The organism is Scytonema hankhaensis NUACC26 (genome assembly GCF_045865695.1).
In the GTDB taxonomy this organism is placed as follows: Bacteria; Cyanobacteriota; Cyanobacteriia; order Cyanobacteriales; family Nostocaceae; genus Scytonema.
The window spans coordinates 37455-62692 of record NZ_BAACAP010000219.1; the positions used below are offsets into that span (position 1 = coordinate 37455).

Annotated in this window: 21 protein-coding genes; 15 read left to right on the forward strand and 6 right to left on the reverse strand. The window is 40.6% G+C overall.

Annotation, left to right across the window (positions count from 1 at the left end):
• Positions 1-34 precede the first annotated feature (34 nt).
• Positions 35-157, reverse strand: coding sequence for a hypothetical protein (locus tag ACKTT2_RS29955; protein ID WP_407893557.1), 123 nt, complete (start codon positions 155-157; stop codon positions 35-37).
• 715 nt (positions 158-872) lie between these two features.
• Here ACKTT2_RS29955 and ACKTT2_RS29960 point away from each other — a divergent pair.
• The 4 genes from ACKTT2_RS29960 to ACKTT2_RS29975 all read left to right on the forward strand — a co-directional run bounded on the left by ACKTT2_RS29960 (position 873) and on the right by ACKTT2_RS29975 (position 5353).
• Positions 873-2465: an alkaline phosphatase D family protein gene (locus tag ACKTT2_RS29960; RefSeq protein ID WP_407893559.1), complete on the forward strand. Its 1593-nt coding sequence runs from the start codon at positions 873-875 to the stop codon at positions 2463-2465.
• Positions 2466-3121: 656 nt separating this feature from the next.
• Entirely contained in the window at positions 3122-3577 is a 456-nt protein-coding gene (locus ACKTT2_RS29965; RefSeq protein ID WP_407893561.1) for a RepB family protein, read from the forward strand.
• Entirely contained in the window at positions 3528-4235 is a 708-nt protein-coding gene (locus ACKTT2_RS29970) for a hypothetical protein (RefSeq protein WP_407893563.1), read from the forward strand. Before ACKTT2_RS29965 ends, ACKTT2_RS29970 begins: the two co-directional genes overlap by 50 nt.
• Before the next feature lie 440 nt (positions 4236-4675).
• Positions 4676-5353, forward strand: a complete 678-nt coding sequence (locus ACKTT2_RS29975) for a PAS domain-containing protein (RefSeq protein WP_407893565.1) — start codon at positions 4676-4678, stop codon at positions 5351-5353.
• A gap of 482 nt (positions 5354-5835) precedes the next feature.
• Here the strand turns inward: ACKTT2_RS29975 and ACKTT2_RS29980 are convergent, their stop codons facing one another.
• From ACKTT2_RS29980 to ACKTT2_RS29990, 3 genes are read right to left on the reverse strand one after another with little or no spacing between them, the layout of a single operon-like run.
• Positions 5836-6726 carry a glycine betaine ABC transporter substrate-binding protein gene (locus ACKTT2_RS29980; RefSeq protein WP_407893567.1) on the reverse strand — a complete coding sequence of 297 codons (891 nt, stop codon included), beginning with the start codon at positions 6724-6726 and terminating at the stop codon, positions 5836-5838.
• 54 nt (positions 6727-6780) lie between these two features.
• Positions 6781-7425 carry an ABC transporter permease gene (locus ACKTT2_RS29985; RefSeq protein ID WP_407893569.1) on the reverse strand — a complete coding sequence of 215 codons (645 nt, stop codon included), beginning with the start codon at positions 7423-7425 and terminating at the stop codon, positions 6781-6783.
• Positions 7422-8171 (reverse strand): ATP-binding cassette domain-containing protein, encoded by a 750-nt coding sequence (locus ACKTT2_RS29990; RefSeq protein ID WP_407893571.1) that lies wholly within the window; start codon positions 8169-8171, stop codon positions 7422-7424. The genes ACKTT2_RS29985 and ACKTT2_RS29990 overlap by 4 nt, the downstream gene beginning before the upstream one ends.
• 248 nt (positions 8172-8419) lie before the next feature.
• Between ACKTT2_RS29990 and ACKTT2_RS29995 the strand changes: the two genes are divergently transcribed.
• Positions 8420-8617, forward strand: coding sequence for a hypothetical protein (locus ACKTT2_RS29995; protein ID WP_407893573.1), 198 nt, complete (start codon positions 8420-8422; stop codon positions 8615-8617).
• A gap of 290 nt (positions 8618-8907) precedes the next feature.
• Here ACKTT2_RS29995 and ACKTT2_RS30000 read toward each other — a convergent pair whose 3' ends face one another.
• Positions 8908-10086: a glycosyltransferase gene (locus tag ACKTT2_RS30000; protein ID WP_407893575.1), complete on the reverse strand. Its 1179-nt coding sequence runs from the start codon at positions 10084-10086 to the stop codon at positions 8908-8910.
• Between the two features lie 837 nt (positions 10087-10923).
• On the opposite strand from ACKTT2_RS30000, the gene ACKTT2_RS30005 reads away from it, so the two are divergent.
• The gene (locus ACKTT2_RS30005) at positions 10924-11628 is read left to right on the forward strand and encodes a response regulator (protein ID WP_407893577.1); all 705 of its coding nucleotides are present in this window, start codon (positions 10924-10926) and stop codon (positions 11626-11628) included.
• Between the two features lie 64 nt (positions 11629-11692).
• Here ACKTT2_RS30005 and ACKTT2_RS30010 read toward each other — a convergent pair whose 3' ends face one another.
• Positions 11693-13114, reverse strand: a complete 1422-nt coding sequence (locus tag ACKTT2_RS30010) for a response regulator (protein WP_407893579.1) — start codon at positions 13112-13114, stop codon at positions 11693-11695.
• Between the two features lie 620 nt (positions 13115-13734).
• Between ACKTT2_RS30010 and ACKTT2_RS30015 the strand changes: the two genes are divergently transcribed.
• The 9 genes from ACKTT2_RS30015 to ACKTT2_RS30055 all read left to right on the forward strand — a co-directional run bounded on the left by ACKTT2_RS30015 (position 13735) and on the right by ACKTT2_RS30055 (position 25058).
• Positions 13735-14409 (forward strand): vWA domain-containing protein, encoded by a 675-nt coding sequence (locus ACKTT2_RS30015; protein ID WP_407893636.1) that lies wholly within the window; start codon positions 13735-13737, stop codon positions 14407-14409.
• 38 nt (positions 14410-14447) lie between these two features.
• Complete coding sequence (locus ACKTT2_RS30020; protein WP_407893639.1) at positions 14448-15227, forward strand: PP2C family serine/threonine-protein phosphatase; 780 nt, start codon at positions 14448-14450, stop codon at positions 15225-15227.
• A 59-nt stretch (positions 15228-15286) separates the two neighbouring features.
• The gene (locus ACKTT2_RS30025) at positions 15287-17479 is read left to right on the forward strand and encodes a tetratricopeptide repeat protein (protein WP_407893581.1); all 2193 of its coding nucleotides are present in this window, start codon (positions 15287-15289) and stop codon (positions 17477-17479) included.
• A gap of 789 nt (positions 17480-18268) precedes the next feature.
• On the forward strand, positions 18269-19042 hold the full coding sequence (gene rfbF / locus ACKTT2_RS30030; protein ID WP_407893584.1) for a glucose-1-phosphate cytidylyltransferase: 774 nt from the start codon (positions 18269-18271) through the stop codon (positions 19040-19042).
• Between the two features lie 211 nt (positions 19043-19253).
• Positions 19254-20474, forward strand: a complete 1221-nt coding sequence (gene lhgD / locus ACKTT2_RS30035) for an L-2-hydroxyglutarate dehydrogenase (RefSeq protein WP_407893586.1) — start codon at positions 19254-19256, stop codon at positions 20472-20474.
• A gap of 226 nt (positions 20475-20700) precedes the next feature.
• Positions 20701-21729, forward strand: coding sequence for an NAD-dependent epimerase/dehydratase family protein (locus tag ACKTT2_RS30040; RefSeq protein WP_407893588.1), 1029 nt, complete (start codon positions 20701-20703; stop codon positions 21727-21729).
• Between the two features lie 225 nt (positions 21730-21954).
• Entirely contained in the window at positions 21955-22884 is a 930-nt protein-coding gene (locus ACKTT2_RS30045; protein WP_407893590.1) for a glycosyltransferase family 2 protein, read from the forward strand.
• Positions 22885-23075: 191 nt separating this feature from the next.
• Positions 23076-23627, forward strand: coding sequence for a dTDP-4-dehydrorhamnose 3,5-epimerase (gene rfbC / locus ACKTT2_RS30050; protein WP_407893592.1), 552 nt, complete (start codon positions 23076-23078; stop codon positions 23625-23627).
• Between the two features lie 126 nt (positions 23628-23753).
• Positions 23754-25058, forward strand: a complete 1305-nt coding sequence (locus ACKTT2_RS30055) for an NAD(P)H-dependent oxidoreductase (protein WP_407893594.1) — start codon at positions 23754-23756, stop codon at positions 25056-25058.
• Positions 25059-25238 lie beyond the last annotated feature (180 nt).

Sequence of the window (25238 nt, forward strand, 5' to 3'; positions counted from 1 at the left end):
GACCACCTAACCAGTGACCACCTAACCAGTAAGATTACTCTCCAAGTTCTTGGAACTTGCGTTTTTCTGTTTTTGCCCAGACTCTAGCCATAAAAAATAAAACTAGAAGTGGGCAGAGACTGATTATTGCGATCGCGATCGTAAATGCTAACAACATTTGTGACAACTATTAGGATAAGGGGTATCAAAAATAAAGAATTTGTTACCAACAATGTGAAGGTTTAATTAAGTTCACTTGCGTTATACACGCAATGATTATACTAAAGTTAAGATAGCAGAAAAAATAGTTTAATTAAAGGTTTTTTCAGTAAATATACGACAATAATATAATAACTTTATAATTCTTAATTTTTAAAGTTGTTAGTAAAAAAATATACTAATTGAATTCGAGTATTGCAACAATTTTAGGGATTTTCAAGAAATAAATTATTCATGTTGTGGGATGGGCATCTTCGCCTATCCTGTCACGTTGTGGGAAAGCATCCTCGCCTAGACTATCATGTTGTGGGATGGGCGTCCTCGCCCGTCCTATGTTGGTGGCGGGCGAGGACGCCCCGCAGTTGCTTCAACGGGGGAAACCCCCGCAACGCACTGCTCTCCGCACCACAGTAAATAGTATTATAAATAACTTAGTAAAAAAAGAATTACTTATTTTTTGTGAATTTTAAAATAAAAAAATAAGAGAAGTAAAAGAGATTGTTGACAACTCAATACTTCATTAGATAACTTTCAAAGTGTTAAAGGACGCGATCGCTTTCATTTCTAAGTTGATATTTTAGGGTGCAAAGTGTGTAAAGGTTAGTGCATCACTAACCCACTAACCACTAACCACTAACCATTAACCACTAACCACTAACTACCTTTATATTCTTATGAACTTTAATTTTCCATCAAAGTTCAATCGTCGCCAGTTTTTGATAACTTCTGCTGTAACAAGTGGTGGAATCATTGCCACAAATCTTCTATCAAAATCGCCAGTTTTTGCCCAAGCGCCAGCTATTATCAAAACAGACCGTCCTACTATCCCTTATGGTGTATCTAGTGGTGATATTAGTGGCAACAAGGCTGTTATCTGGAGTCGCACCAATAAAGCAGCAAAGCTGATTGTGGAATACAGTCTCGATGAATCTCTCCGTAACGCACAACGTGTTGTTGGACCTAATGCTTTAGAAGTCAGCGATTATACAGCGCGAGTTTATTTGAAAAACTTGCCGTCAAACCAAAAAATCTACTACCGAGTCATCTTCCAAGATTTGGATGATTCCTCCAAAGAAAGCGAACCAACCATTGGTTCTTTCCGAACTTCTCCAACTTATAAAGGTCAACGAGATATCTTTTTTGCATGGTCGGGGGATACTGCCGGTCAAGGATGGGGTATTAATCCTGACTTTGGTGGTATGAAGATTTACGAAACTATGCGGAAACTAAATCCAGACTTTTTTATCCATTCTGGAGACACTATTTATGCTGATGGTCCAATCCAATCAGAAGTTAAATTGGACGATGGTAGCATCTGGAAAAATATTACGACAGAAGCAAAATCAAAAGTTGCGGAAACTCTCGATGAGTTTCGAGGCAACTACATTTACAATTTATTGGATGAGAACGTCAGACGTTTTAACGCCGAGGTTCCTATACTAGCTCAGTGGGATGACCACGAGACCACCAACAACTGGTATCAAGGGGAAATTCTTGATGATAATCGCTACACGGTCAAAGATGTGTCTTTGTTAGCAAGACGCGCAAATCAAGCTTTCTTGGAATACTTCCCCATTGACATTAATGGTAACGACCCAAGCAGAATTTATCGCTCGTTTAATTATGGTTCCTCATTAGAAATCTTCACCCTTGATGAACGTAGCTATCGGGGACCCAATACACCAAATCGCCAAACAGAACAAAGTGCAGAAACAGCATTTTTAGGCAACGTCCAAGTGCGTTGGTTGAAAAATCAATTGCGGAAATCGACCGCAACTTGGAAAATTATTGCTAGCGATATGCCAGTTGGTTTGGTAGTTCCAGATGGTCCTACTGACTTTGAAAATCTAGCAAACGGAGATGGTCCTGCTTTAGGGCGGGAACTCGAAATTGCGGATTTACTACGCTTTATCCATCGCAATGACATTAAGAATGTAGTATGGTTAACAGCTGATGTCCATTATGCAGCAGCCCATTACTACGACCCCGCTCAAGCACAGTTTACCGACTTTAAACCTTTCTGGGAGTTTGTTGCAGGTCCTATTAACTCTGGGACTTTCGGACCCAATCGACTTGATAATACTTTTGGTCCGCAGTTAAAATTCCTGAGCATTCCCACAGATTTACAAGCAAATCGACCTCCAAGTGATGGCTTGCAATTTTTTGGAACTGTGAAAATTAACAGTAATACGGAAGTGATGACAGTAGCATTGCTTAACTTAGAGGGCAAAACTCTTTACAGCGTGGATTTGTCGCCGGAAAAGTAAAACGCCCACTAGGGCGAGATCGGAAAAAATAATTACCCAAATCTTGTACGGTGGGCATCCCTGCTCACCTATTTACAATTCTTAATACATCAATTCAGTAAGAACTCACTTATTTTTAACTACCGAGTATCCAACTTTGTAGGGTGGGCACTGCCCACCAACGGCGAATGGTGGGCACTGCCCACCCTACCTGTAATGGTAGTCTTCTAGCGGTGGGCATCCCTGCTCGCCCATTTACAATTCTTAATACATCAATTAAGTAAGAACTCACTTATTTTTAACTACCGAGTATCCAACTCAGTAGTTTTGCCTTATAATGAATGCCTGAAGGCTAAAGTATCATCCTGCAAATTCTGTTAATTCAGTTTTGAGGCTAGCTACAAACCATAACGGCTAGCTACAGGATTGCTTTTCCTTTCACTCGAGAACAACTCTTCAGGGGCATCTACTTTTTCTCAATTTTTCTTTGATAATTAATACTATGTACCCATCTTAGAATAAGAGTAGCATTTGTCATTTTTTTATGTCAAGAATTCATTCAAAATTGGCGTAAGATTAAGACACAGCAATTGTATTTCTATTCTTACAATTTGGCTTCAAATGCGGGAAAATAAAGACAAGCATGATATCAACAGTCTATGGAATGACCAAGAGACATGACTGACAAAAGGCGTTCTGCTGATTACAAACAAGTCAGTGGCTATGTTCTCGTGGAAATAGCGCGGGAATTCAAAAGTATCTGTGCTCGTGAGGGAATATCTCAAAGCGATGCAATAGAAGAGATGCTTTGTGAGTGGCTGTCCAAGAGAACTACTTCCAACTTCTCAAGACCCGAACAAACTTACCTTCCAATTACGATCGCTGAGTTGGTTCGAGTCAACATGACAAAACTAAGACACCTTGGAATCAAAAACTTACAAGCGCTTGCCAGAGGAGAAGTACTACCCACACCAGGGGACTTCGCCATTATCACGTCTACCTTGGGCATTCCTGAGCAACAACGAAAGATAATTTGGCAACAAACTTTTAAGTGCTTACATGACAATTCTGAAGGTGTAGTCGATGAGTATGAGCGTTTTGAAAGTTCTCAATCAACCAGGTTGGAACTATAAGCTGTCTTCTGAAGGAGTTTCTATCCTTGCTCCTACAAAGCAAGATGCAACCCGCCTTGCTCAAAACTATGGCGATGTTTTGACTGAAACCGCAGCAAAAATTAAGGGGAAAGTGCGAATAGGATGGAAACGCTGTAAGCATCCTATCGAGTTTTATGATTGGATGGTGTTACAAAAATTACCTGCACCTACAGGGGTAGGCGATAAGCCGGGTACGGCTTGCGCCAAGGGCGATCGCATTTTCTCCAGAGAAAAAGTCTTTTGCAGCCAGTTGTATCTACCGACAGGATTGTTGTACCGCATGATTGCTGCATCTGAAAATCAGCGTCCGGTTAGTATTGTCAGACAAGATAACAACCAGCAAATCATTGTTAACCAAGCAATGTCTGAGATGTTACAGTCTTTTCCTAAGATTGCCACTCAAAGGGTCATGACCCGATTTTGGCTACCGGAAGATTTAGCAGAACTGCAACGGCGCTTACGTCATGAGAGTCGATTTATTTGGACTTACTGCGGCGGACTTAACGAACAGACTTGGGCAATTCTGACAACTGAGTTTGAGGCTTTTGAAGTTGAGGGAATTTGGTACAGACAGGGAACCTGTTTGACCACTCCCCAACCTATACCGATCCCAGTGGGGGCTTGCAGTGGTCAGTGACCAGTGACCAGTGACCAGTGACCAGTGACCAGTGACCAGTGACCCAAAGGGTCACTTTTTTCTTTTATATTTTTAGTTTTATATACTATTTTAAAGATTTGTTATTACGTACAGAAAAGCATCACAGTACACAATTCTTAACAGGAATCCTATGAGTTCTATAAGAAAAAACACATAATTTACTTACATTCGTTGATTATTATTAAATAACAGATATCATTCAAAACAAAACTGCTTAACAAGGCTGTTAGGCTGATTTGCCATTAATAGTGTTGTAAATCGCAAACTTATTAATGGCAAGGTTTTTGTTTGTCTAACTAGTTTTTACTCTCTTGCTATTGAGTCATTTAATCCAAAAACCAAAACTCACAATCCAACGTTGCTGTGACTTAGCAACAAACTTTTCATCACTTTACATGATAAATCAGAAGGTGTGAGAAATGAGCGCGTGTGTTCTTAGAGTTCTAAATCAAGCTGGGTGGAGCTATAAATTGTCTCACCAAGGGGTTTCTATCCATGCCCCTACAAAACAAGATGCTATCTATCTTGCTCAAAACTTTGGAGATGCTTTGTCGGAAACGGCAGCAAAAATTAGGGGGAAAGTCAAAATAGGATGGAAACGTTGCAAACACCCAATTGAGTTTTTTGGATGGATGGTCGATCAAACGCCTCCTCCACTGGCTGAGACTGCTGAGAGTCTCTTGCCAACAGGTTCTGTTTTTTGCAGTCAGTTGCATTTGCCAATTGAATTACTCTATCGAATTATTACAGCAGCTGAAAACGAACGTCCCGTTAGTATCGTCAGACAGGATAACCAAAAGCAAATCATTGTGAATCAAGCAATGTCTAATTTGCTACAAACTCCGCCAGAGATTGCCACTCAAAGGGTGATGACTCGATTTTGGCTGCCTGAAGACTTGGCAGAACTAGAGATCCGATTGCGGAGTGCAAGCCGATTTACTTGGACTTATTCTGGTGGACTTAATGAACGAACGTGGGCAATTCTGACAACTGAGTTTGAGGCTTTTGAAGTAGAAGGGATTTGGTACAGACAAGGAACTTGCTTGACTAGCCCTCAGATTGTACCCATTCCTATTGGGGCTTTTGCTCCTGCTTAAATCAGTGACCACCTGACCAGTGACCAGTAATCAGTGGTCGGTTACTGGTTGCTGTGAAGGATTTTTTAAATGAAAGATTGACATGAAAAAATGACAAGCGCTAATATAAACAAGTAAGGCATTATTCCATATAAAAAACCCCATCTGTAGATGAGGTTAGCTGATATTTGTGCACTAACTCGTATTTTAATGCGATTGAAGTCATTTAGTGTGCTGTATTAAGAAAATAAATTTAAAATTAAAGAAACATAGCAATATATTGATGAAGCCATGTAACAAATGTAGTGTATTGTAGGTTGAGTTGTTTAGCTATATCAAAAACAGTTTAGAACCTAACTTTTCAAAAACTGCCAACGTCGTAAGGGCGCAAGGTCGCCGCGCCCCTACAAATGCTATGATAAAACCTCGATAAAGAACAGTTGTTACCCGTTCACAGTCTGCCATTTCAACTGCAAGGACAGAGTTAGAGTGCTCTAGCTGAACTAGATTGACTTGCGAAATTGTTGCACAACCTCTTTTATATCCCGTAACTCACCTTCAACTAAGTCATTCATCTGTCGCATTTCATCTGCAGAAATTTTACCAACAAGTCCGGCGATCGCTTTCTCAATTTCAGGATATTTTTGCAATGTTTCCTTCCTGACTATAGGAGTTGCTTCATAAGGAGGAAAATATTGCTTGTCATCTTTCAGCACCACAAAACCCAAGCGAGCAATTTGTCCGTCTGTAGAATTGCCATTCACTATATCCACTTGCTTTTGCAGTAGCGATCGATATATCAATCCCAAGTCCATAATACGAGGAGATTTAGCAAAGCGCAGACCGTAGGCTTTTGCCAATCCAGGAAAACCGTCTTCTCGTTCCATAAACTCATAGCTAAAACCACCACGCCATTGAGGTGTAAATCGAGCAGCATCAGACAGGGTTTGAATATTGAAACGTTTGGCATCTTCACCGCGTATAGTCATGGCAAAAGTATTTTCAAAACCCAAAGAACCCATAACTTCTAAATTAAACTGTTGGGCATAAGCTTGTTTCAATCGTTGAAAAACGATTTTTGGGTTGCTAATTGTTTTTTGTTTTAGAATACCAGTAAAAGCCGTACCTGTATATTCAACATAAGCATCAATTTTACCAGAAGTAATAGCTTGATGAGTTACAAAAGAGCTTGTGAAGCGACGACGAGCAACCTTTAAATTGGTTTTTGCTTCAATTTGCTGTGCCAACAGTTCGCTTAAAATATCCTGTTCCGTAAAACCTTTAGAAGCAACAACAATATCTCCTTCATTTCCCCCAATATTTTGAGAGTTACAACTAGCCACTCCTAAAACCAAAGCAAAAGTTAAAAAGAAAAAGAACAAAAATCTTTTCACTTCCCCCTCCAGTCACTGGTCACTATTTACTGGTCACTGGTCACTGGTCACTGTTTACTGGTCACTGGTCACTGTTAATCTTTTCTCTAACCAACCAAGAGCAAAGTCAGCAAGTAAAGCAATAATTGCAGCAGGAATCGCACCTGCTAAAATTAATTGATTGTTGACAACTGCAATTCCTCGAAAAATTAACTCGCCCAATCCACCTGCACCAATTGCTGCAGCAATAGTTGCAATTCCAATGGCAATGACTGTTGCAACACGGACTCCTGCTAGAATGACACTAACTGCCAAGGGAATTTCGACCTGTAATAATAATTCTTTATCTGTCATTCCCATACCACGACCTGCTTGTGTAATAGCAGGATCGACACTAACAATTCCAGTGTATGTATTGCGGATAATGGGTAATAAAGAATATAAACTCAAAGCTACAATAGCAGGATTTTGTCCTATTCCACCAATAATAGGTACGGGAATCAACAAGCCAAATAGTGCCAAGCTAGGAATAGTTTGCAGAATATTGGCGATGCCAAGAATAGGTTGTCGCAGATTTTTTTGACGGCTAATTAATATACCTAACGGAATACCTACGATAGTAGCAATCCCAATAGAAATTGCAACTAGAAACAAATGTTCGAGAGTGCGTTCTAGAATCTCTTGAGCATATTTTACAAAGAAGAAGTCGCTGAAGTTCATATAGCTAACTTTAAAGACTGTAGAAATGCCAAAGCTTCAGGATGCTGGGATTGCAAAAATTCTTCTGGTGTATCCAACACTACCAATTCTCCTCCACACATTAACCCAATTCTAGATGCCAAAACAAATGCTTCGTGAATATCGTGAGTTACGAACAAAACAGTTTTGCCCAATTCTGTCTGCAAGCGCTTGAATTCTTCTTGGAGTTCTAACCGCGTGATGGGATCTAATGCCCCAAAAGGTTCATCCATCAACAACATAGGTGGATCTGCTGCCAATGCCCTTGCAACTCCTACACGCTGCCTTTGCCCTCCTGAAAGTTGATGGGGAAATCTTTGAGCAAATTTCTCAGGTTCTAAGCCAACTAAATGCAATAATTCATAGACTCTTGTTTTTATTTGTTTGGGCTTCCAACCTTCTAAATGAGGAACTAAACCAATATTGCGTTCCACAGTAAAATGGGGAAATAACCCTGTTTCTTGAATAACGTAACCAATTTTTCTTCGGAGTTTTATTTCATCCCATTGAGTTGTAGGGATACCATTAAAGACAACTTCACCTTCTGTTGGTGTCAAAAGGTGATTGATTAATTTTATAATTGTTGTTTTGCCACTCCCGCTGCGCCCTAGTAAGAGTAGCGCTTCTCCTTTACAAATATTAAAGTTGAGGTTTGATACTAAAGGGCGCTTGTTTAAACTGAAGGTGACATTGCGAAATTCAACGGCGGTCGTGCTACTAGGTTTCATTATTTCGGAATTATTTGGAGTAATTTGGGGTTAATTGGACTTAACCACCCCCCAAACCACACATTTGCTCGATTTGAGCGCTCCCATTAGGGGTATTGTTTGCCTCGACACTGCTTAAGAGCTTGTTAATGGATTACGGTGTTGCGAAGAACATGACGTAGCCATGTTCCTTCTCCGACGCTTGAGCCGAGGGTACGCTCATTAAGTCTTGACTCTCAAGCGGACCCAAACCCGGAACGGTGAGACCAGTGCTGAAGGAGGGAGACCCTCCTTCAGCAACTGGCGAACCCGAAGGGGTAACACAGAATGCGTATTCTGTGCTGAGTCATGGTGGAGTCAGTAAGTCGAATTGCTCCGATTCACTCTGGATTACTCCAGTTCACGTACTCTTCTCTGTATCTTGCAACATTATTAGTAAATTGCAAGCTAGCTTTATGCCATTATAGTTCCGCTTTACATAGTCAAATATAGGCAGACTACTACACACGGGTTTAAGCAACACTTTTTTTGGCATAGTCATGCCTGAATAAAAGTGTTAGTCGCCTTGGATGTACTACCAGACATCCCCTATCCCTCTGAACTATTGTCCGTCAGGATTACTTTTACTTTTAGATTAAGGTCTACTTAATCTTTATGATGGTGGTTCTTCATGAGAACTCTCAATTTTAATTTACCATCAATTGTGCATAAAAGCCTATATTTTTCTAGACTTTTAGTAAAGTTTTATAATACGCATTTATTGCGATCGCGCCAAAACTAGTCTTGCTTCTTGATAGCTATTTGACGAATCCTCAACTATATCAACTAGGTTTTGGAGATGAGCTTTCCTTTTTCTGATTTGTGGAGTGTTCTCAAGCCCTAGGGTTGCTAAAATTTTTTCCCAACGGTATACCCAATCATGCTTGAGTAGGGAATTGATAACGTTATTTTTACGCATTCTCTCCTGATACTGCGGCTGTGCATCTAACTCAGCTAGTATTCCTGCTATATTAGAGCAATCAAATGGAATCTCGAACGCTGGCTCTTGCCAATCAAAATATTTTGTAAAATCCTTGCATTTTGGAGGAACGCCTAACATAATTGTTCCTCCGGCTGCTCCTTCAAAAAAGCGCGGTCCCACTTCTTCTTGAGGATTGGTTTTACCAGTTAAATCAAATTTTGCTTTATTAGCTATCATATAACGACTTCTTTTTACAAAATTTGTATAAAGGCTTCGATGATAGCGGTAATCAATCATGTATAAATCTTTGATGGTGTCGTAGATATAGAACAATTTTTCCTGTTCTACAAGTTCTAGTAAAGCGTTATGAGTGACTGTTGAACGCCGTCCGATATTTAAAACGTCAATACAACGGTAAAGTCCTGCTGGATAAGGACAGAATTTTACAGTGTCAACGCCATAAGGTATGGCATAACAAGGACGTCGAATAATATTCTGGACTCGCTCGATACTAGAACTAAAGTTCATAAAAATACTGTCAAAGTCCTTGAGAAGCTCTAACTGGGCTCTCCAGCGATCGATATCTTTTGCCCAAATTTCATCTAGCCAACAAACAGCATGGCGGCATTTTTTCCGCCAGCCTTTAATAGAATTTAAAATCAGAAGATCTTGTGGGGATTGGCAGAATATGAAAAATAGATCGTATTCTTTTTTGACTTTAAATTTATAATTAACTAAAGACCGGAATAATTTGGCATTTTTGAAAAATTTTGCAGCCTTGTTAGCTAAGAAATTGGTGACTTTGAAAAGAGTAGGATTGAATGATGGAGAAACTAAGTCTACTGTATCAGTATTACAGATAATATCTTCGAATTCATAAATAGCAGAGCGAGAAACATGAAACTTTAAATTCCGCATTGATACCATCAATACACGTGATGCTTCGTCGCTCGGGGATGTTATATTTTGTGCCATAATAACTTCCTAAAATTTCAGAAATACTGTAATATTCTTGACAAAATGACTTCTCTTAAACCGCTGCTGATGCCATAACTTTTCTTACATGGTCTGTAAGAGCGATCGCTCAATACAAATTTTAGTTTCAATCGTTTCACCAGTTGGTAAGCTACGTGTATCAACTAACATGAGTAAATGACCTAGATATAATAAGTTTGAGTCAACTAATTTGATATAGAGTAGTCCTATTTAATTTATGCAGTACCCGTAGGGTGGGCAATGCCCACCGCGTGATACTTTCGGCGGCTATTGCCCAACGCCACTCCTCTGAATGCCGGGAACCCGCGCACGAGGGTAGTTCCCCTACAGTACTTAAAATTTTTTCTAAATGATTTAGGATTACTGTATATTTGCTACGTAATTATCCTTATTTACGCATATTTTTTTTTTTTTTTAATACACCTAAAGATAGAAGTTATGGGTTAGGAAACACAGAGAATAGATTTTCATCCTTATATAGCAAGCGATTATTTCTGCAGGATGAGCTGCTGACAAGTTTAACCAAACAAATTTCTTGGATGTAAATATACTGACCTTCGGGCTGAAGTGTTACAAATGCCTATGATGAGAAAATGTAACTTAATCGTTGTAAGCCTTAGTTAACTTCCTGGTAAATAACTTGTTTCGGCTTTTCCTACGTTTTTTCTAATTATTAGTAAATCTATACTTTTCTTCTATCATTGATGTGTACAGTGTGTGGCGATTTTGTGACATATCTGCTAAGTTTAGTTGATGATGAGAGGCAAAAAGTAGTTTACTATATAATACTGGAAATAAAAATCTTTGTTAAAACCAATGGAGATTTTAATTGTTGAAGACGAAATCGAGATTGCTCAATTGATTCAGTTGTACTTGGAAAGGGAGGGATTTTCATGTCGCCATTGCCGTGATGGATTAAGTGCAATTCAATTATTTCAAGAGCAATTGCCTGACTTGATCGTCTTAGATTTGATGATTCCCGATTTGGATGGGCTAGAGGTATGCGCTCGGATTCGACAGCAAGCTAGCCCTAAAGATCCTTATATCCTAATGTTAACAGCAAGGGGAGAGGAGCTCGATCGCATTATCGGGTTGTCAACTGGAGCTGATGACTACGTAGTCAAACCCTTTAGCCCCAAGGAATTGGTTGCTCGTGTACGTGCGCTACTGAGAAGGACTCTCCGTCATGGCAAACAAAGCCAAATCTACCGGACTCAACACTTCATCATTAATATTGAGCAACGCTCGGCAAATCGAATTCTCAGTGACAATCAATATTCTCCTTTAGATCTGACAACCTTGGAGTTTGAATTGCTGGCAACATTTATGAGTTATCCCGGTCGGGCTTGGAACCGGGCGCAATTGATTGACAAACTTTGGGGTAGTGATTTTTATGGTGATGAGCGGGTTGTTGATACTCATGTTGCCAGACTGCGCAAGAAGGTAGAACCCGATCCTGCCAATCCCACTTTTGTTAAAACTGTTATTGGCGTAGGTTATAAGTTTGAAGATATAGTTTAAATATTTTTATAAATAAAATAGGCATTTACAACAAAAATCCCTCTTTTCTACTCCCTACTCCCTCTTAAGCTAAGTGCATAAACACCATTTTTAATAAATCCGCACGAGTAAAAGGCTTAGTTAAATATCCAGAAGCTCCTACTAATCTTGCTCTAACTTTATCTACAATTCCCTTACTTCCTGTCACCATAATTATAGGAGTTTTCTTGAACATGGAGTTATTGCGGACGAGGCGACATAATTCGTAACCATCCATACCGTCCATATTCAAGTCCAGTAAAATCAAGTCTGGTTTGTGTCGAATAATTGTCATCACTGCTTTAAGCGGATCGCTAATTGTAACCACAGAAAAACTTTCATCCTCTAAAAAACGACTAATTTCTCTAAGAATTGTAGGGCTATCATCTACAGAAACCACTTTATATATTTTTCGAGAAACTGTGGACGTTGTAGGAGTAGAAGGAACTTTTTCTTCAGCTTCTGTTTTATCCGACGTTGTTAATTCTGGAACGGTTTCTTTATTATAAGAAGTGGGAACTCGTTCCTGACGATTGGCTAAGTTTTCCGTTTTGGCGGGGATTCCTGCTTTTTCCCCAGAGATACTGCTAGGTAGTATGGCTGTTTGAGACGCTTTCTTGCTAGGTTCTGGTAAATATATAGGAGTTTGTGAGATTTCAGTATAAGTTGTTGGTAATTTATCAAATGGTGGATCTGGTTCGTGTAATAAAACCGTTCCGTTTGCAATATAAGGATATAAATTTCTAGTCAGTACTAATTCATCTTGATTTACAATTACTGCTAGATGGCGCAAACTAAAACCTTTCATCCAGTCAATTAAACTAGGGTCTAGTCCTGATATATTAGGATTCCGGTCTGTTGTTTTGATAACTAGATATGGACGCTGGTATGGTGAAGAAATATGCGGAGCTAACGAGCGCCATATGTTTAATCTTTGTTGGCAGCGTTCTACTATTTTTTCTGCATCAAGCTTGCAAATGACAGGCACTCGATAAAGAGCATTTGTTAATTGATAAGTTCCTTGTTGAATTAATAAATATGCTTCGAGAACTTCCTTGACTAACTCTTGAATCAGCATTGCTGCTTGTGTAGAATGCAAGTAACGTTCGCTCACTAACCAGCATATAGCTTGATATTCGGGGGGCAAAGGAGGAGCTATGGTTTGTTCTTGGCGATCGCTATGTTCTGTTGATTGGGCTTGTGCGTCTGGTTCAAACATCAAACGCAATTGAACGCGAACTTCACCTGTAATACTGTTGATTTGGTGGCTGAGGCGACGTAGATGACGTTCTAAGCGATCGAAGGGTTCGACAGAATGAGTGGCGTAAGTTATTCTTCCTTGTTCTAAGTAAATTGACCAAGTGACTGAATTGCTCTGTACTTGCAAACACGTACTCTCCGAGGCACTATATAGATGCCTCAGCAAACTTGAAGGACGCAGTTTTGTGAAAGTGCCAAAATTATTCATTTCTCACAGAATTTCCGGAAAATATGCTTTGTCGTCTGTAGCTATACTTTATTGTTGAACATGGTGTTTAACTATTGTGGTGGTTGTCTTTAGTAGTCTTTTTATCTTCTGACAGCGGGTCAATATATTACAAGATGTAAAGGATACATTATAGCTATTTTTTAGATTTTTATTCATACAGTAACAATTGGGGTTTTTCAAAAAGTGTAAATTTATTAATTTAGTTATCAAAGGAAATGTTCCAGAGTTAATGGAGGGTCAATAACATGAAGGCTTAATTGAATTTACCTAAAATCTGACCTTTCTACATTGAATCTTTAAAATTCGATGTCCGAATAGCTGCTAAATCATTGTATTCTATACCTGTAATGTATAAATTTTGCTAAACAATTAACAGCAGGCAATGCCTGTTTTTGATAGATTTACAGCGAAATAACTTCTATCTCAGGTAAGATTTCAGATTTTTGTAAGATACTTGGCAGAAGAAATTTCTTTAATTAATAGTAAACTATCCAAGGTAAGCAAAAGCAATACATTAGATAGTGCGATCGCCGTATTAAACTATATACTTTGAGGAAAAGGAAATTTGAGCTTTGGACTATAACATAACACAAGAAGTTATGCAGGATACATTAAAACTCGATGAAGTTGTTGAGTTCGCGGAGAACCCAGAGCCACGTTGTCCTTGCGTGCTGCTATTAGACACATCCGGTTCCATGCAAGGAATCCCTATTGATGCTTTGAATCAAGGCTTGCAAATTTTCAAGGAAGAACTAATCAAAAATTCCTTGGCGGCAAGAAGGGTAGAAGTAGCAATAGTTACATTTGACAGCCAAGTCAATGTTATCCAAGACTTTGTGACTGCCGATCAGTTCAATCCACCGATACTGACAGCACAAGGGCTAACCACCATGGGTTCTGGTATTCATAAAGCTTTGGACATGATTCAAGATCGCAAAGCACAGTACCGTGCCAATGGCGTTGCTTACTATCGTCCTTGGGTTTTCATGATTACGGACGGAGAACCACAAGGTGAATTTGAAGATGTTATTGACCAAGCGACACGTCGCGTGCAAGCAGATGAAGCAAGTAAGCGAGTGGCTTTTTTCACTGTAGGTGTAGAAAATGCCAACATGAATCGTTTGGGTCAAATAGCTGTACGCAGTCCGTTAAGGTTGACGGGGTTAAATTTTATTGAAATGTTTGTTTGGCTATCAGCGAGTATGTCAGCTGTGTCTCATTCTAAAGTAGACGAACAAGTGGCACTACCACCAATAGGATGGGGTTCTGTTTGATGGAAATGTGGCTTACTCCAGGCGATCGCAAACAATTCATGAATACCTCAAAACAAGTACCCCACTGGCGGGTAGTAGCCGCTTCTGTGTGTGGTACTAGCCACGTCAAAAACAAACAACTCTGTCAGGATGCACACCACTGGCAAATATTGCCGGATAGCGTACTCGTTACAGCAGTAGCAGATGGTGCGGGTTCAGCTAGTTTGGGGAAAGTTGGAGCGATGGTAGCAACAGAAACAGCAGTTGAGAATATCTCTCTCAAAGAGGTCACTCGGCAAACCCTAACTGACGACGAAGCCGTGCGTTCTATTTTGTTGGACGCCATTATAGCAGCACGAAAAGCTGTGGAGGAGGAGGCAGTCGCTTGCGAGCAACAGCCATCCGACTTGGCAAGTACCCTAATTATTACAGTGGCAGCCCCCGAAATTGTGGCGGTAGCACAGATAGGAGACGGGGCTGCTGTAGCAAAAGATACACAAGAAAACCTAGTAGCTCTGACTTTACCTGATAGTGGCGAGTATATTAACGAAACTGTTTTTTTAACATCACCAGGAGCGTTGGATGCAGCACAATTGAGAGTATGGCGTCAAGCAATAGTAAATGTGGGAGTCCTGACTGATGGACTACAAATGCTAGCCATGAATATGGCAGTAGGTGCTCCTCATAAACCGTTTTTCTCTCCTCTGTTTGAATTTGCAGCGAATGCAGACGACAAAACAGTGGCAAAAGAACAACTTGTGAGGTTTTTGCGATCGGATAGGATTACGCAACGTACTGATGATGACTTGACGCTGGTAATAGCTGCCCTAGGCCACTAATTGGTCAGTTATTACGACGGTCGCAAATCGTATACATTAGGCATAAGAATAAATATATCATGCAGGTACTACGTTATCTTCCCAATCAAAAACCTAGTAACATTAACCTCAGCGTTGCTCTAGGGCAAGGTGGAGAAGCTTGTATTTATACAATACCAACAGATAGCGAATTGGTAGCGAAAGTCTATCACAAGCCATCTCCCACACAAAGTCGCAAACTAGAGGTGATGATTGCCCATCCGCCAGAAAACCCGACTGCTAGTTTGGGGCATATCTCTATTGCTTGGCCTGTAGAGTTACTCCGTTCGTCAGATGGAAAAAATAACGTCATTGGGTTTCTCATGCCTCGCATTCGGGGTATGCGTCCTATTATTGATTTCTACAATCCTAGAACTCGCCGCCAACATTGCCCTTTATTTAATTACCAATACCTCATCCGTACTGCTCGTAACTTAGCAGCAGCTTTTGCATCCTTACACGCTTCAGGGTACTGTGTTGGGGATGTTAACGAATCAAATATTCTGGTTGGCGATACAGCCTTAGTGACGATAGTAGACACAGATTCGTTCCAGGTAAGAGACATACAAAAAGAAATTGTCTACCGTTGTCCTGTAGGAAAACCGGAATTTACCCCACCAGAACTACAAAACAAAACTTTTGCAGAATGCGATCGCGTTTTTGCTCACGATTTGTTTGGGTTGTCAGTACTCATATTCCAACTATTAATGGAAGGAACTCACCCATTCTCAGGAATTTTCCAAGGAATGGGGGAACCGCCACCATATGAAGCCCGAATTGCCGCCGGACATTTTACCTACAGTCAAAAGCGACGGGTTCCTTACGTTACAACTCCTATCGCCCCACCCTGGGAAATTCTCCATCCTCGCTTGCAAGAACTCTTCCTACGCTGTTTTGAAGATGGACATTCTAACCCACTGCTTCGCCCCAGCGCTCAAAATTGGTTGCTCGCACTGGCTGAAGCAGAAAATTCCCTCTTGACTTGTACTATAAACCCCCAACACCGCTACAGCAATCATCTCGAAAAATGCCCTTGGTGCGAACGTGCTTTGCGTTTGGGAGGACGCGATCCTTTCCCATCTCATAGAGCAATAGCCAATAAAGAACACCTCAAACCGCAACCAAAAGCGAAAAAACGTCACACTCAACCCCCTCGCGTACCCCAACCAGTCGCTGCATTTAATCGCGTTAATCCTCGCAATCCCTCACCCGTCTTTGGTCAAAATATACCTTACTACACCCCTCCCAAAAAACGGAGATACTACCCGGTTATTTTTTGCTTATTAGGTTTTGGGTTACTGGGATATTTAGATTTAGTGATTAAATTTACAAATCGCCCCTTTGCAGCCCAAACCGCCTCCTACACGCAGCCAAATCTAGTTTCTGTTAACCAGAGAAAGGGTATCGACTCGCAAAATTTTGCGGAATTTTACAAGCAAGGGCATGCCTCTTACAAAGTACGCGATTACGAGAAAGCTATTGAAAAGTTCTCTCAAGCTCTTGAAAAGAATCCAAAATACGCCAAAGCTTACGTGAATCGCGGTAACGCTCACTACAATATTAAAGAGTATGAATCGGCTCTGGCAGACTACAATCAAGCTTTGAGTATCAATCCTCAAGAAGTCAAAGCTTACGTAAATCGGGGAAATTCCCGCTTTCTACTTGCAGAGTATAGCAGCGATCCCGACCGCGAATATAACTTGGCAATCTTAGATTACAACTCAGCTTTACGTCTCAATCCGGGCGAAGTCGAAGCATACGTAAGAAGGGGTATAGTTCGCGCTCAAATAGCTAAGTATAGTGGAGATTCTCAACAAGATTACAACAGAGCAATTGGGGACTTTAATAAAGCACTTGAGTTAAGTTCAGATAGATCGGAACCTCTTTTCCAACGGGGTGTCGTTCGCTATCAAATCGCTCAGTATAGCAGTGATTTTGAGAAAGAGTACAAACAAGCGATCGAAGATTTTAACCAAGCCTTGCGTATCAATCCCAAGCTTTCAAAAGTGTATTTAAAGCGGGGTATTGTTCGCTATGAACTTGCACAATATGGTGGCGGAGTCTCCAGCCAATACCACAAGCAAGCTGTTGAGGATTTGCAAACAGCTGCAAAAATGGCTCTCGAACAAGAAGATATGGATAATTATCAACAAGCCCTTAGCAGCATTTGTGTTGTTGTAGAAAACAAATGTGACACTTTCTTGCAATCCTCAAGCGATCGGAATAAGAAATAAAGATAAAGGGTAAAGGAGCGAGTAATGGTTATAAATTTCTTTCAAGGTTTGTATCCGTTGTGAAATAAAGAATGCAGAGTAAATTTCTTATCCTTTATCCTTCATCTCCGAGGAAGTTATGTAGTTTTGAGAACAGACAGAAGATAAAGTAAATTTTATATCCTCGACATACATTTCAGGTGGTGAAAAAACTTTTTCGTTTTTTTACACGAACAAGAAGTTTATTTATATTGCCTTTACACTTTTGAGTAAAATTACAGTTAGATTATATACTGAGAATTTGGAAAACCTTTTCTCTATTACGTTCAATAAGTTAAAGAAATCATCTACCTGAAACTTAAGAGATAACTCCGTCAGCACCCCGTACTAAAGTAACGGGGCTTCATGCCTCGGAATTTTAGTTAGCTGACCAGCCTAAGTCTTAACTGACTACGTTATTGGCAAGAGTTAAAGTCTCACCTACAGATGCGTAGCCAGTCTGTAGCCCTGGAACCGAGTGATTAAACAGGCTTACAAGGGGTAAGCCAGTGTTGCTTGGAAAGTACCGACCAATAACCTTGGCGAGGCTAACATTACTCCCGAAAGGGAAGGCTCATTTGAGCAAACCATTATGCGTACAGGGTGAAAGATGTTAACTTGTAATTGCCCAAGTGAAAGTAGAAAAGCAAAACTACCCGGCATTAAGTACCCCCAAGGCGGTAATGGAGTAAGACTGCCCTTGAAAGGGCTTTCGTCGTGTTTCCTCCACGGGCTAAAGCCACGTGGTTTCCACACTTTTCACGAGGTTTTATGAAAGCAGTAATTTTGGCTGGAGGACTTGGTACCCGTCTGAGTGAAGAAACAAGTGTCAGACCAAAGCCAATGGTGGAGATTGGTGGTAAGCCCATTTTATGGCACATCATGAAGACTTACTCCGCTCATGGCATTAACGAGTTTATCATTTGCTGTGGTTACAAAGGTTATGTCATTAAGGAGTATTTTGCCAACTACTTCTTACATATGTCAGACGTAACCTTTGATATGCGATTTAACCAGATGAACGTGCATGCTGGTAATGCAGAACCCTGGCGAGTTACCCTAGTAGACACGGGTGACTCCACAATGACAGGCGGACGCTTAAGACGGGTGAGAGAACATATTGGCAGCGAAACTTTTTGCTTTACCTATGGCGACGGTGTAAGTGATGTCAACATTACAGAAGCGTTGAATTTTCATAGAGAGCAAAAGACATTAGCCACAATGACAGCCGTCCAACCACCAGGACGTTTCGGTGCTATTGTTTTGGCACACGAACAAACTAAAATTACCAGTTTCCGGGAAAAGCCAGAAGGTGATGGAGCCTGGATTAACGGTGGATTTTTTGTACTCGAACCCGAAGTCATTAATTTAATTGCCGATGATTCTACTGTTTGGGAACAAGTGCCACTAGAAAAATTAGCAGATATGGAACAACTTTCTGCTTATAAACATCATGGTTTCTGGCAACCAATGGATACCTTAAGAGATAAAAATTATCTTGAGGATTTGTGGCAAAAAAACAAAGCTCCTTGGAAGGTTTGGTAGGAAAAGAAGTAGGTCGTTGCAAATAAAGCTAACTAGTTAGGATCGTCATTTGTCATTTGTCAAAAGTCATTTGTCAAAAGCCAAGATTTTAATGCGGTTATATAGTTTGGGTTTTCTCACCTACACGCTTAGTGAATTATGAATTTTTGCAAGTCTTCATAATTCATAATTCATAATTCATAATTCATCTAGTTTCCTGTGGCAATTGTATATGTATGATTTTGCAATTATAGGTGGGGGAATCGTTGGTCTTTCCACCGGAATGGCTTTAGGCAAGCGCTACCCTAACGCACGCATTCTTGTTTTAGAAAAAGAAAGCCAATGGGCGTTTCATCAAACTGGTAACAATAGCGGTGTGATTCACTCTGGTATTTATTACAAACCAGGTAGCTTTAAAGCAAAATTTTGCCATGACGGTTGCCGCACGATGGTGGAATTTTGCCAAGAGCATGGCATTGATTACGAAGTTTGCGGTAAGGTCATTGTAGCGACAGATAAAGAGGAATTGCCTCGTTTGGAAAATCTCTACCAAAGAGGTTTGGAAAACGGGATAGATGTTAGAAGAATTACTGCTGAAGAAGTCAAAGAATACGAACCTCACGTGAAGAGTGTTGGAGGAATCTTTGTTTCTTCCACTGGAATCGTGAGTTATAAGCAGGTTTGTTTCAAATATGCTGAAATTATTAGACAGCAAGGAGGAGATCTGCGCCTCAATACAAAGGTGGAACGCATCGTTAAGAGTGGCAACCATCAAGTATTAGAAACGAACACAGGCAGCTTTGTAACTCGCTTTGTTATTAACTGTGCTGGATTACAGAGCGATCGCGTTGCGAAGATGGGCAAAGTCGATCCACAAGCAAAAATCGTACCTTTCCGGGGAGAGTATTACGAACTGACACCAGAAAAGCGTTCCCTAGTCAAAGGTCTAATCTATCCGGTTCCCAATCCAGATTTTCCCTTCCTAGGAGTCCATTTTACCCGCATGATTGATGGCACCGTCCATGCAGGTCCCAATGCAGTTCTCAGCCTCAAACGCGAAGGATATCACAAAACTGACTTCGATTTGAGAGATTTTGCCGAAGTCATGACTTATCCCGCTTTCTGGAAACTAGCTGCCAAGTATGCAGATGAAGGAATGAAGGAAATCATCCGTTCCTTTAGCAAAGCAGTATTTACAAAAAGTTTGCAAAAACTAATTCCCGAAGTCAAATCGGAAGATTTAGTACCAACTCATGCAGGAGTTCGCGCTCAAGCACTTATGAACGACGGCAAACTCGTAGACGACTTCTTAGTTGTTCGAGGCGAAAACTCCGTTCATGTTTGCAATGCGCCTTCTCCAGCGGCAACATCTTCCATTGAAATTGGCAAATACATTGTCGCACAAATTCCCGAACAATCTCATTTGCAACCAGTAGTTAGTTCAGTCAATTAGTTAAATTTTGCCCGTGCTTTTTTCAGAAGTACGAATACAAACAAGCATGGGCAAATTGAGGTCTATGTACGGAGAGTCCTCAAAAAAGTTTATGAAAGCATCATCACTGACTACTGCAAAACTTTAAAAATAATATGTTACTGTGCGTACATACGGTGCAAAAGTACGCAGTAGTCAATACTCCAAAAATTATTAGGAACACATCAACTCATAGGAATTTCAAACAATGAAAGTTTTAGTTACTGGTACTGAAGGTTATCTTGGTTGCTTATTACCACCCCTCCTTCTAGAAAAAGGACACGAAGTTCTTGGTGTAGACACAGGCTATTATAAAGCAGGTTGGTTGTATAACGGGACTCAAGTAACAGCCAAGACTCTCAACAAAGATATTCGCGATATCTCTATTGAAGATCTCCAAGGTGTAGATGCAATTGTTCATATGGCAGAACTGTCCAACGATCCTACCGGACAATTGGCACCGCATATCACCTATGAAATTAACCATAAAGGTTCCGTTCGTCTTGCCAAGTTGGCAAAAGAAGCAGGCGTGCGTCGCTTCGTTTATATGTCTTCCTGCAGCGTCTACGGCGTAGCCACTGAGGGCGATGTTACAGAAGAATCACCCGTCAATCCTCAAACAGCTTACGCGGAGTGTAAGACTTTAGTAGAAAGAGATGTGCAGCCTTTAGCTGACGATGATTTCTCGCCTACTTTTATGAGAAATGCTACCGCTTTTGGTGCATCTCCCAGAATGCGCTTCGATATCGTGTTGAACAACCTGTCAGGTTTAGCTTGGACTACTAAAGAAATCAAGATGACGAGTGACGGTACGCCTTGGCGTCCACTCGTTCATGCTTTAGATATTTGCAAAGCTATTGTTTGCGCCCTAGAAGCACCTCGTGACATCGTACACAATCAAATCTTTAACGTAGGCGATACAGCCAACAACTACCGCGTTAAAGAAATTGCTGAAATTGTTGCTGGAGTTTTCCCTGGGTGTCAACTTAGTTTTGGGACTCAAGGTGCAGATAACCGCAGCTACCGAGTTTCTTTTGAAAAAATTAACACCGTTCTACCTGGCTTTAAATGTGATTGGGATGCCAAGCGGGGCGCACAACAGTTGTATGAAGTCTTCTCTCAAATTGATCTGAGTGAAGAAACTTTCACTTCTCGAGGCTTTACTCGCTTGAAACAGCTGGAATATCTCATTCGTACCCAGCAAATTGATAAAGATTTCTTCTGGGTTAGAAAGTAGTCAGCGATACAGTAGCAAGTGTAAGCTACAAGGAGTTCCAAATCAAATATATTGATTTGGAATTCTTCAATACAAAATTACACGAGAGAAGAAAATTGACGGCGAACAGGGAGTGCAATACCACTATTAATCGCACAACATCTCGTCTATTAAACGAGAAGCTTACCTTAATATTGATTTTTCACTACCCTATAACAGCTGATTTCATTCAGCTTTGAAATTGAGATGAACAAATTACTTACCATTGCTATTCCCACCTATAACCGCGCCAATTTACTAGATAAACAACTCACTTGGTTATCTAAATCCATTAAAGGTTACGAGCAAGAATGCGAAATTATTATATCTGATAACTGCTCAACAGACCATACCCAAGAAGTCATTAAGAAATGGCAACAATATTTTCAAAATGTAACATTTCAAGCGAATAGAAATAGTGAAAATATTGGTGTCATGAAGAATATTGCTTATTGTATCAATGCAGCAACAAGCAAATACATATGGACAATTGGCGATGACGACCCCATCCAAGAAAGAACTTTGAGTTATGTCGTAACCAATCTCCAAAAACACTCTGATTTATCATTATTTATTCTTAATTTCTCCTGCCGTTACGAATCAACAGGCGATCTCATCTATCAACGCTGCTTTGATGTTAAGGATGAAGAAATTTCTGAAGACGGTAAAGCAGTCTTTGAACGTTGTTTGCAGGAAAACCACTCTGGCGTGGGATTTATGACTGCTCAGATATACCGAACAAAAGACGCTCAGGTTGCTATCCGCAATTGGTCATCTGGGTTAGGTAATATGGAAGCACAAGTTTACTGGACTGCTTTTTGTGCTGCTTGTGGTAGTGCTAAGGTTTCCAAAGAAACCTATGTAGAAAGTGCTTTTGGTTCAAGTTATTGGATGCGCGAGCCAAAAACATTGCTGAAAATGCAATACACTGACTTGCCTAAACTTTATGTGAAACTGATTGAGATTGGTTACTCAAGAAAGTTTTGCCGAAAGTTAGTTTTAAAGCATTTCTTTAAAAACAATTGGAAAGTTTTCTTTGGTGCTTTGAGAAGATGGCCCGTACTGGCAATGAAAATAATTATCCCTTATCTTGCTTTAGTAGGGAAGTCAGCGTGGCAATTCGTTTTGTCGCCCTAATAGTGTAAAACTAAGAAGAAGTTTATTTGATGGTTTCTAGCTTGACTCAAAAAATAAAAATCATCACGTAATTTCATCCACAAATCGAGCAGTATCAACATAAAGGATATAGCACAAGTTTTTAAGTATCTGCTCGGTTTCAGAAATTGTTTGACTAGCTTGTGTAGTTACAGTACAAAGTGAGGATACCCATGATTTTTACGAAAACAGAACTTCAAGATGCATACATCATCGATTTAGACCAAAAGCCCGACCAAAGAGGTTTTTTTGCTCGGACTTTCTGCGCTCAAGAATTTGAAGCACATGGTTTAAAGCCAACAGTCGCCCAATGCAACCTGTCTTTCAACCACAAAAAAGGCACATTGCGGGGAATGCACTATCAACTTCTACCTGCAGCAGAAACAAAATTAATTCGCTGCATAAGTGGGGCTATATATGACGTAATTATAGATATGCGTCCTGAATCGCCAACCTACCTCCAACATATTGGAGTAGAACTCACTGCCGAAAACCGCCGCGCCTTGTACGTGCCAGAAATGTTTGCCCATGGTTATCAAGCACTGACAGATGGGGCTGAGGTTGTTTATCAAGTCGGTGAGTTTTACACTCCGGGCTACGAGCGTGGTTTGCGCTACGACGATCCATTTTTCAATATTCAATGGCCTATGGAAGTCACCGTCATTTCTGACAAAGATAAAAACTGGCCGTTAATGTCAATGATGACTGTTGGCGGAAGTGTTTAATTAATGGCTAAGGGTTAGTGGTTAGTCGTTAGTGGTTATTCGCAACTAACAACTATCAACTAACAACTATCAACTAACGATGACAGGCGAGACGCCTATCCTACACAACTAACACCAGAGGAACAAATGATTATTGTAGATCGCGCCTTACAAGCCCGTGCAGAAGCTGGTAATCCTATCAAAGTCGGTATGATTGGAGCAGGCTTTATGGGTCGGGGAATTGCCAATCAAATCGCAAATTCTGTACCCGGAATGAAACTGGTTGCTATTGCCAATCGCAATGTTGATGCTGCTAAACGTGCATATTCGGAAGCCGGAATTGAGAATTATCGAGTTGTTTCCTCTGTTGGCGAATTAGAAAACGCGATCGCAAATGATGGATATGCAGTCACTGAAGATGCGATGTTGCTGTGCCGTGCTGAAGGGATTGACGCATTGATTGAGGTGACAGGCGCAGTGGAATTTGGCGCTCATGTTGTGATGGAGGCAATAGCTCATCACAAGCACGTCATTATGATGAACGCTGAATTAGATGGCACTATTGGTTCTATCCTTAAAGTTTATGCAGACAAAGCAGGCGTCATCCTCACAGCTTGTGACGGCGACCAACCTGGGGTACAAATGAATCTCTATCGTTTTGTAAAAAGTATTGGTTTAACTCCATTATTGTGTGGTAATATTAAAGGCTTACAAGACCCATATCGCAACCCTACGACTCAAAAAGCATTTGCCGAACGTTGGGGTCAAAAAGCCCATATGGTAACCAGCTTTGCAGATGGGACAAAAATCTCCTTTGAACAAGCGATCGTAGCCAACGCTACAGGGATGAAAGTTGCCAAGCGAGGTATGTTGGGATATGACTTTAAGGGTCATGTAGATGAAATGACCGGGATGTACGATGTCGAACAACTGAAAGAACTGGGCGGCATTGTAGATTACGTTGTGGGTGCAAAACCAGGTCCGGGAGTCTTTGTCTTCGGAACTCATGACGATCCAAAGCAGTGTCACTACCTCAATCTCTATAAGTTAGGCGAAGGTCCCCTTTACAGCTTCTACACTCCATATCACCTCTGTCACTTTGAAGTACCACTGTCAGTAGCTCGCGTTGTTCTTTTCCAAGACTACGTGTTAAGCCCTCTAGGTGCTCCATTAGTAGACGTTGTGACAACTGCCAAAATTGACCTGAAAGCAGGAGAAACTTTGGATGGTATTGGTTATTACATGACCTATGGTCAATGTGAGAATTCCAACATCGTTCAAGAACAAAACTTCTTGCCAATAGGTTTAGCAGAAGGGTGTCGTCTCAAGCGAGATATTGCCAAAGACCAAGTTCTGACATATGACGATGTTGAACTACCTTCAGGCAGACTGTGCGATAAGCTACGTGCCGAACAAAATGCTTATTTCTTCAAAACCCTAGCAACTGTCTAGGGACTGGGGGCTGGGGACTGGCGACAAGGAAGAGGGGAGCAGAGGTGCAAAGGTGCAGGGGTGATAACTAATCCCCAATCCCTAACCCCCAATCCCTAATCCCCTTACAAAATATTTATTAAAAGTTAATCATAGGAAAATAAATTTTTAGTATCTTAAAAATCAGTAGGAGAATAAAGT

Bases quoted from the DNA above. Each gene is read 5' to 3' on its own strand.
- ACKTT2_RS29975 (WP_407893565.1), top strand. From the start codon at position 4,676: ATGAGCGCGTGTGTTCTTAGAGTTCTAAATCAAGCTGGGTGGAGCTAT.
- ACKTT2_RS30055 (WP_407893594.1), top strand. From the start codon at position 23,754: ATGATTATTGTAGATCGCGCCTTACAAGCCCGTGCAGAAGCTGGTAAT.
- ACKTT2_RS30005 (WP_407893577.1), top strand. From the start codon at position 10,924: ATGGAGATTTTAATTGTTGAAGACGAAATCGAGATTGCTCAATTGATT.
- ACKTT2_RS30010 (WP_407893579.1), bottom strand. From the start codon at position 13,114: ATGAATAATTTTGGCACTTTCACAAAACTGCGTCCTTCAAGTTTGCTG.
- ACKTT2_RS30040 (WP_407893588.1), top strand. From the start codon at position 20,701: ATGAAAGTTTTAGTTACTGGTACTGAAGGTTATCTTGGTTGCTTATTA.
- ACKTT2_RS29985 (WP_407893569.1), bottom strand. From the start codon at position 7,425: ATGAACTTCAGCGACTTCTTCTTTGTAAAATATGCTCAAGAGATTCTA.
- ACKTT2_RS29970 (WP_407893563.1), top strand. From the start codon at position 3,528: ATGAGTATGAGCGTTTTGAAAGTTCTCAATCAACCAGGTTGGAACTAT.
- ACKTT2_RS30000 (WP_407893575.1), bottom strand. From the start codon at position 10,086: ATGGCACAAAATATAACATCCCCGAGCGACGAAGCATCACGTGTATTG.
- rfbC (WP_407893592.1), top strand. From the start codon at position 23,076: ATGATTTTTACGAAAACAGAACTTCAAGATGCATACATCATCGATTTA.
- rfbF (WP_407893584.1), top strand. From the start codon at position 18,269: ATGAAAGCAGTAATTTTGGCTGGAGGACTTGGTACCCGTCTGAGTGAA.
- ACKTT2_RS29960 (WP_407893559.1), top strand. From the start codon at position 873: ATGAACTTTAATTTTCCATCAAAGTTCAATCGTCGCCAGTTTTTGATA.
- ACKTT2_RS29955 (WP_407893557.1), bottom strand. From the start codon at position 157: ATGTTGTTAGCATTTACGATCGCGATCGCAATAATCAGTCTCTGCCCA.
- ACKTT2_RS30020 (WP_407893639.1), top strand. From the start codon at position 14,448: ATGAATACCTCAAAACAAGTACCCCACTGGCGGGTAGTAGCCGCTTCT.
- ACKTT2_RS30045 (WP_407893590.1), top strand. From the start codon at position 21,955: ATGAACAAATTACTTACCATTGCTATTCCCACCTATAACCGCGCCAAT.
- ACKTT2_RS30015 (WP_407893636.1), top strand. From the start codon at position 13,735: ATGCAGGATACATTAAAACTCGATGAAGTTGTTGAGTTCGCGGAGAAC.
- ACKTT2_RS29990 (WP_407893571.1), bottom strand. From the start codon at position 8,171: ATGAAACCTAGTAGCACGACCGCCGTTGAATTTCGCAATGTCACCTTC.
- ACKTT2_RS30025 (WP_407893581.1), top strand. From the start codon at position 15,287: ATGCAGGTACTACGTTATCTTCCCAATCAAAAACCTAGTAACATTAAC.
- lhgD (WP_407893586.1), top strand. From the start codon at position 19,254: ATGTATGATTTTGCAATTATAGGTGGGGGAATCGTTGGTCTTTCCACC.
- ACKTT2_RS29965 (WP_407893561.1), top strand. From the start codon at position 3,122: ATGACTGACAAAAGGCGTTCTGCTGATTACAAACAAGTCAGTGGCTAT.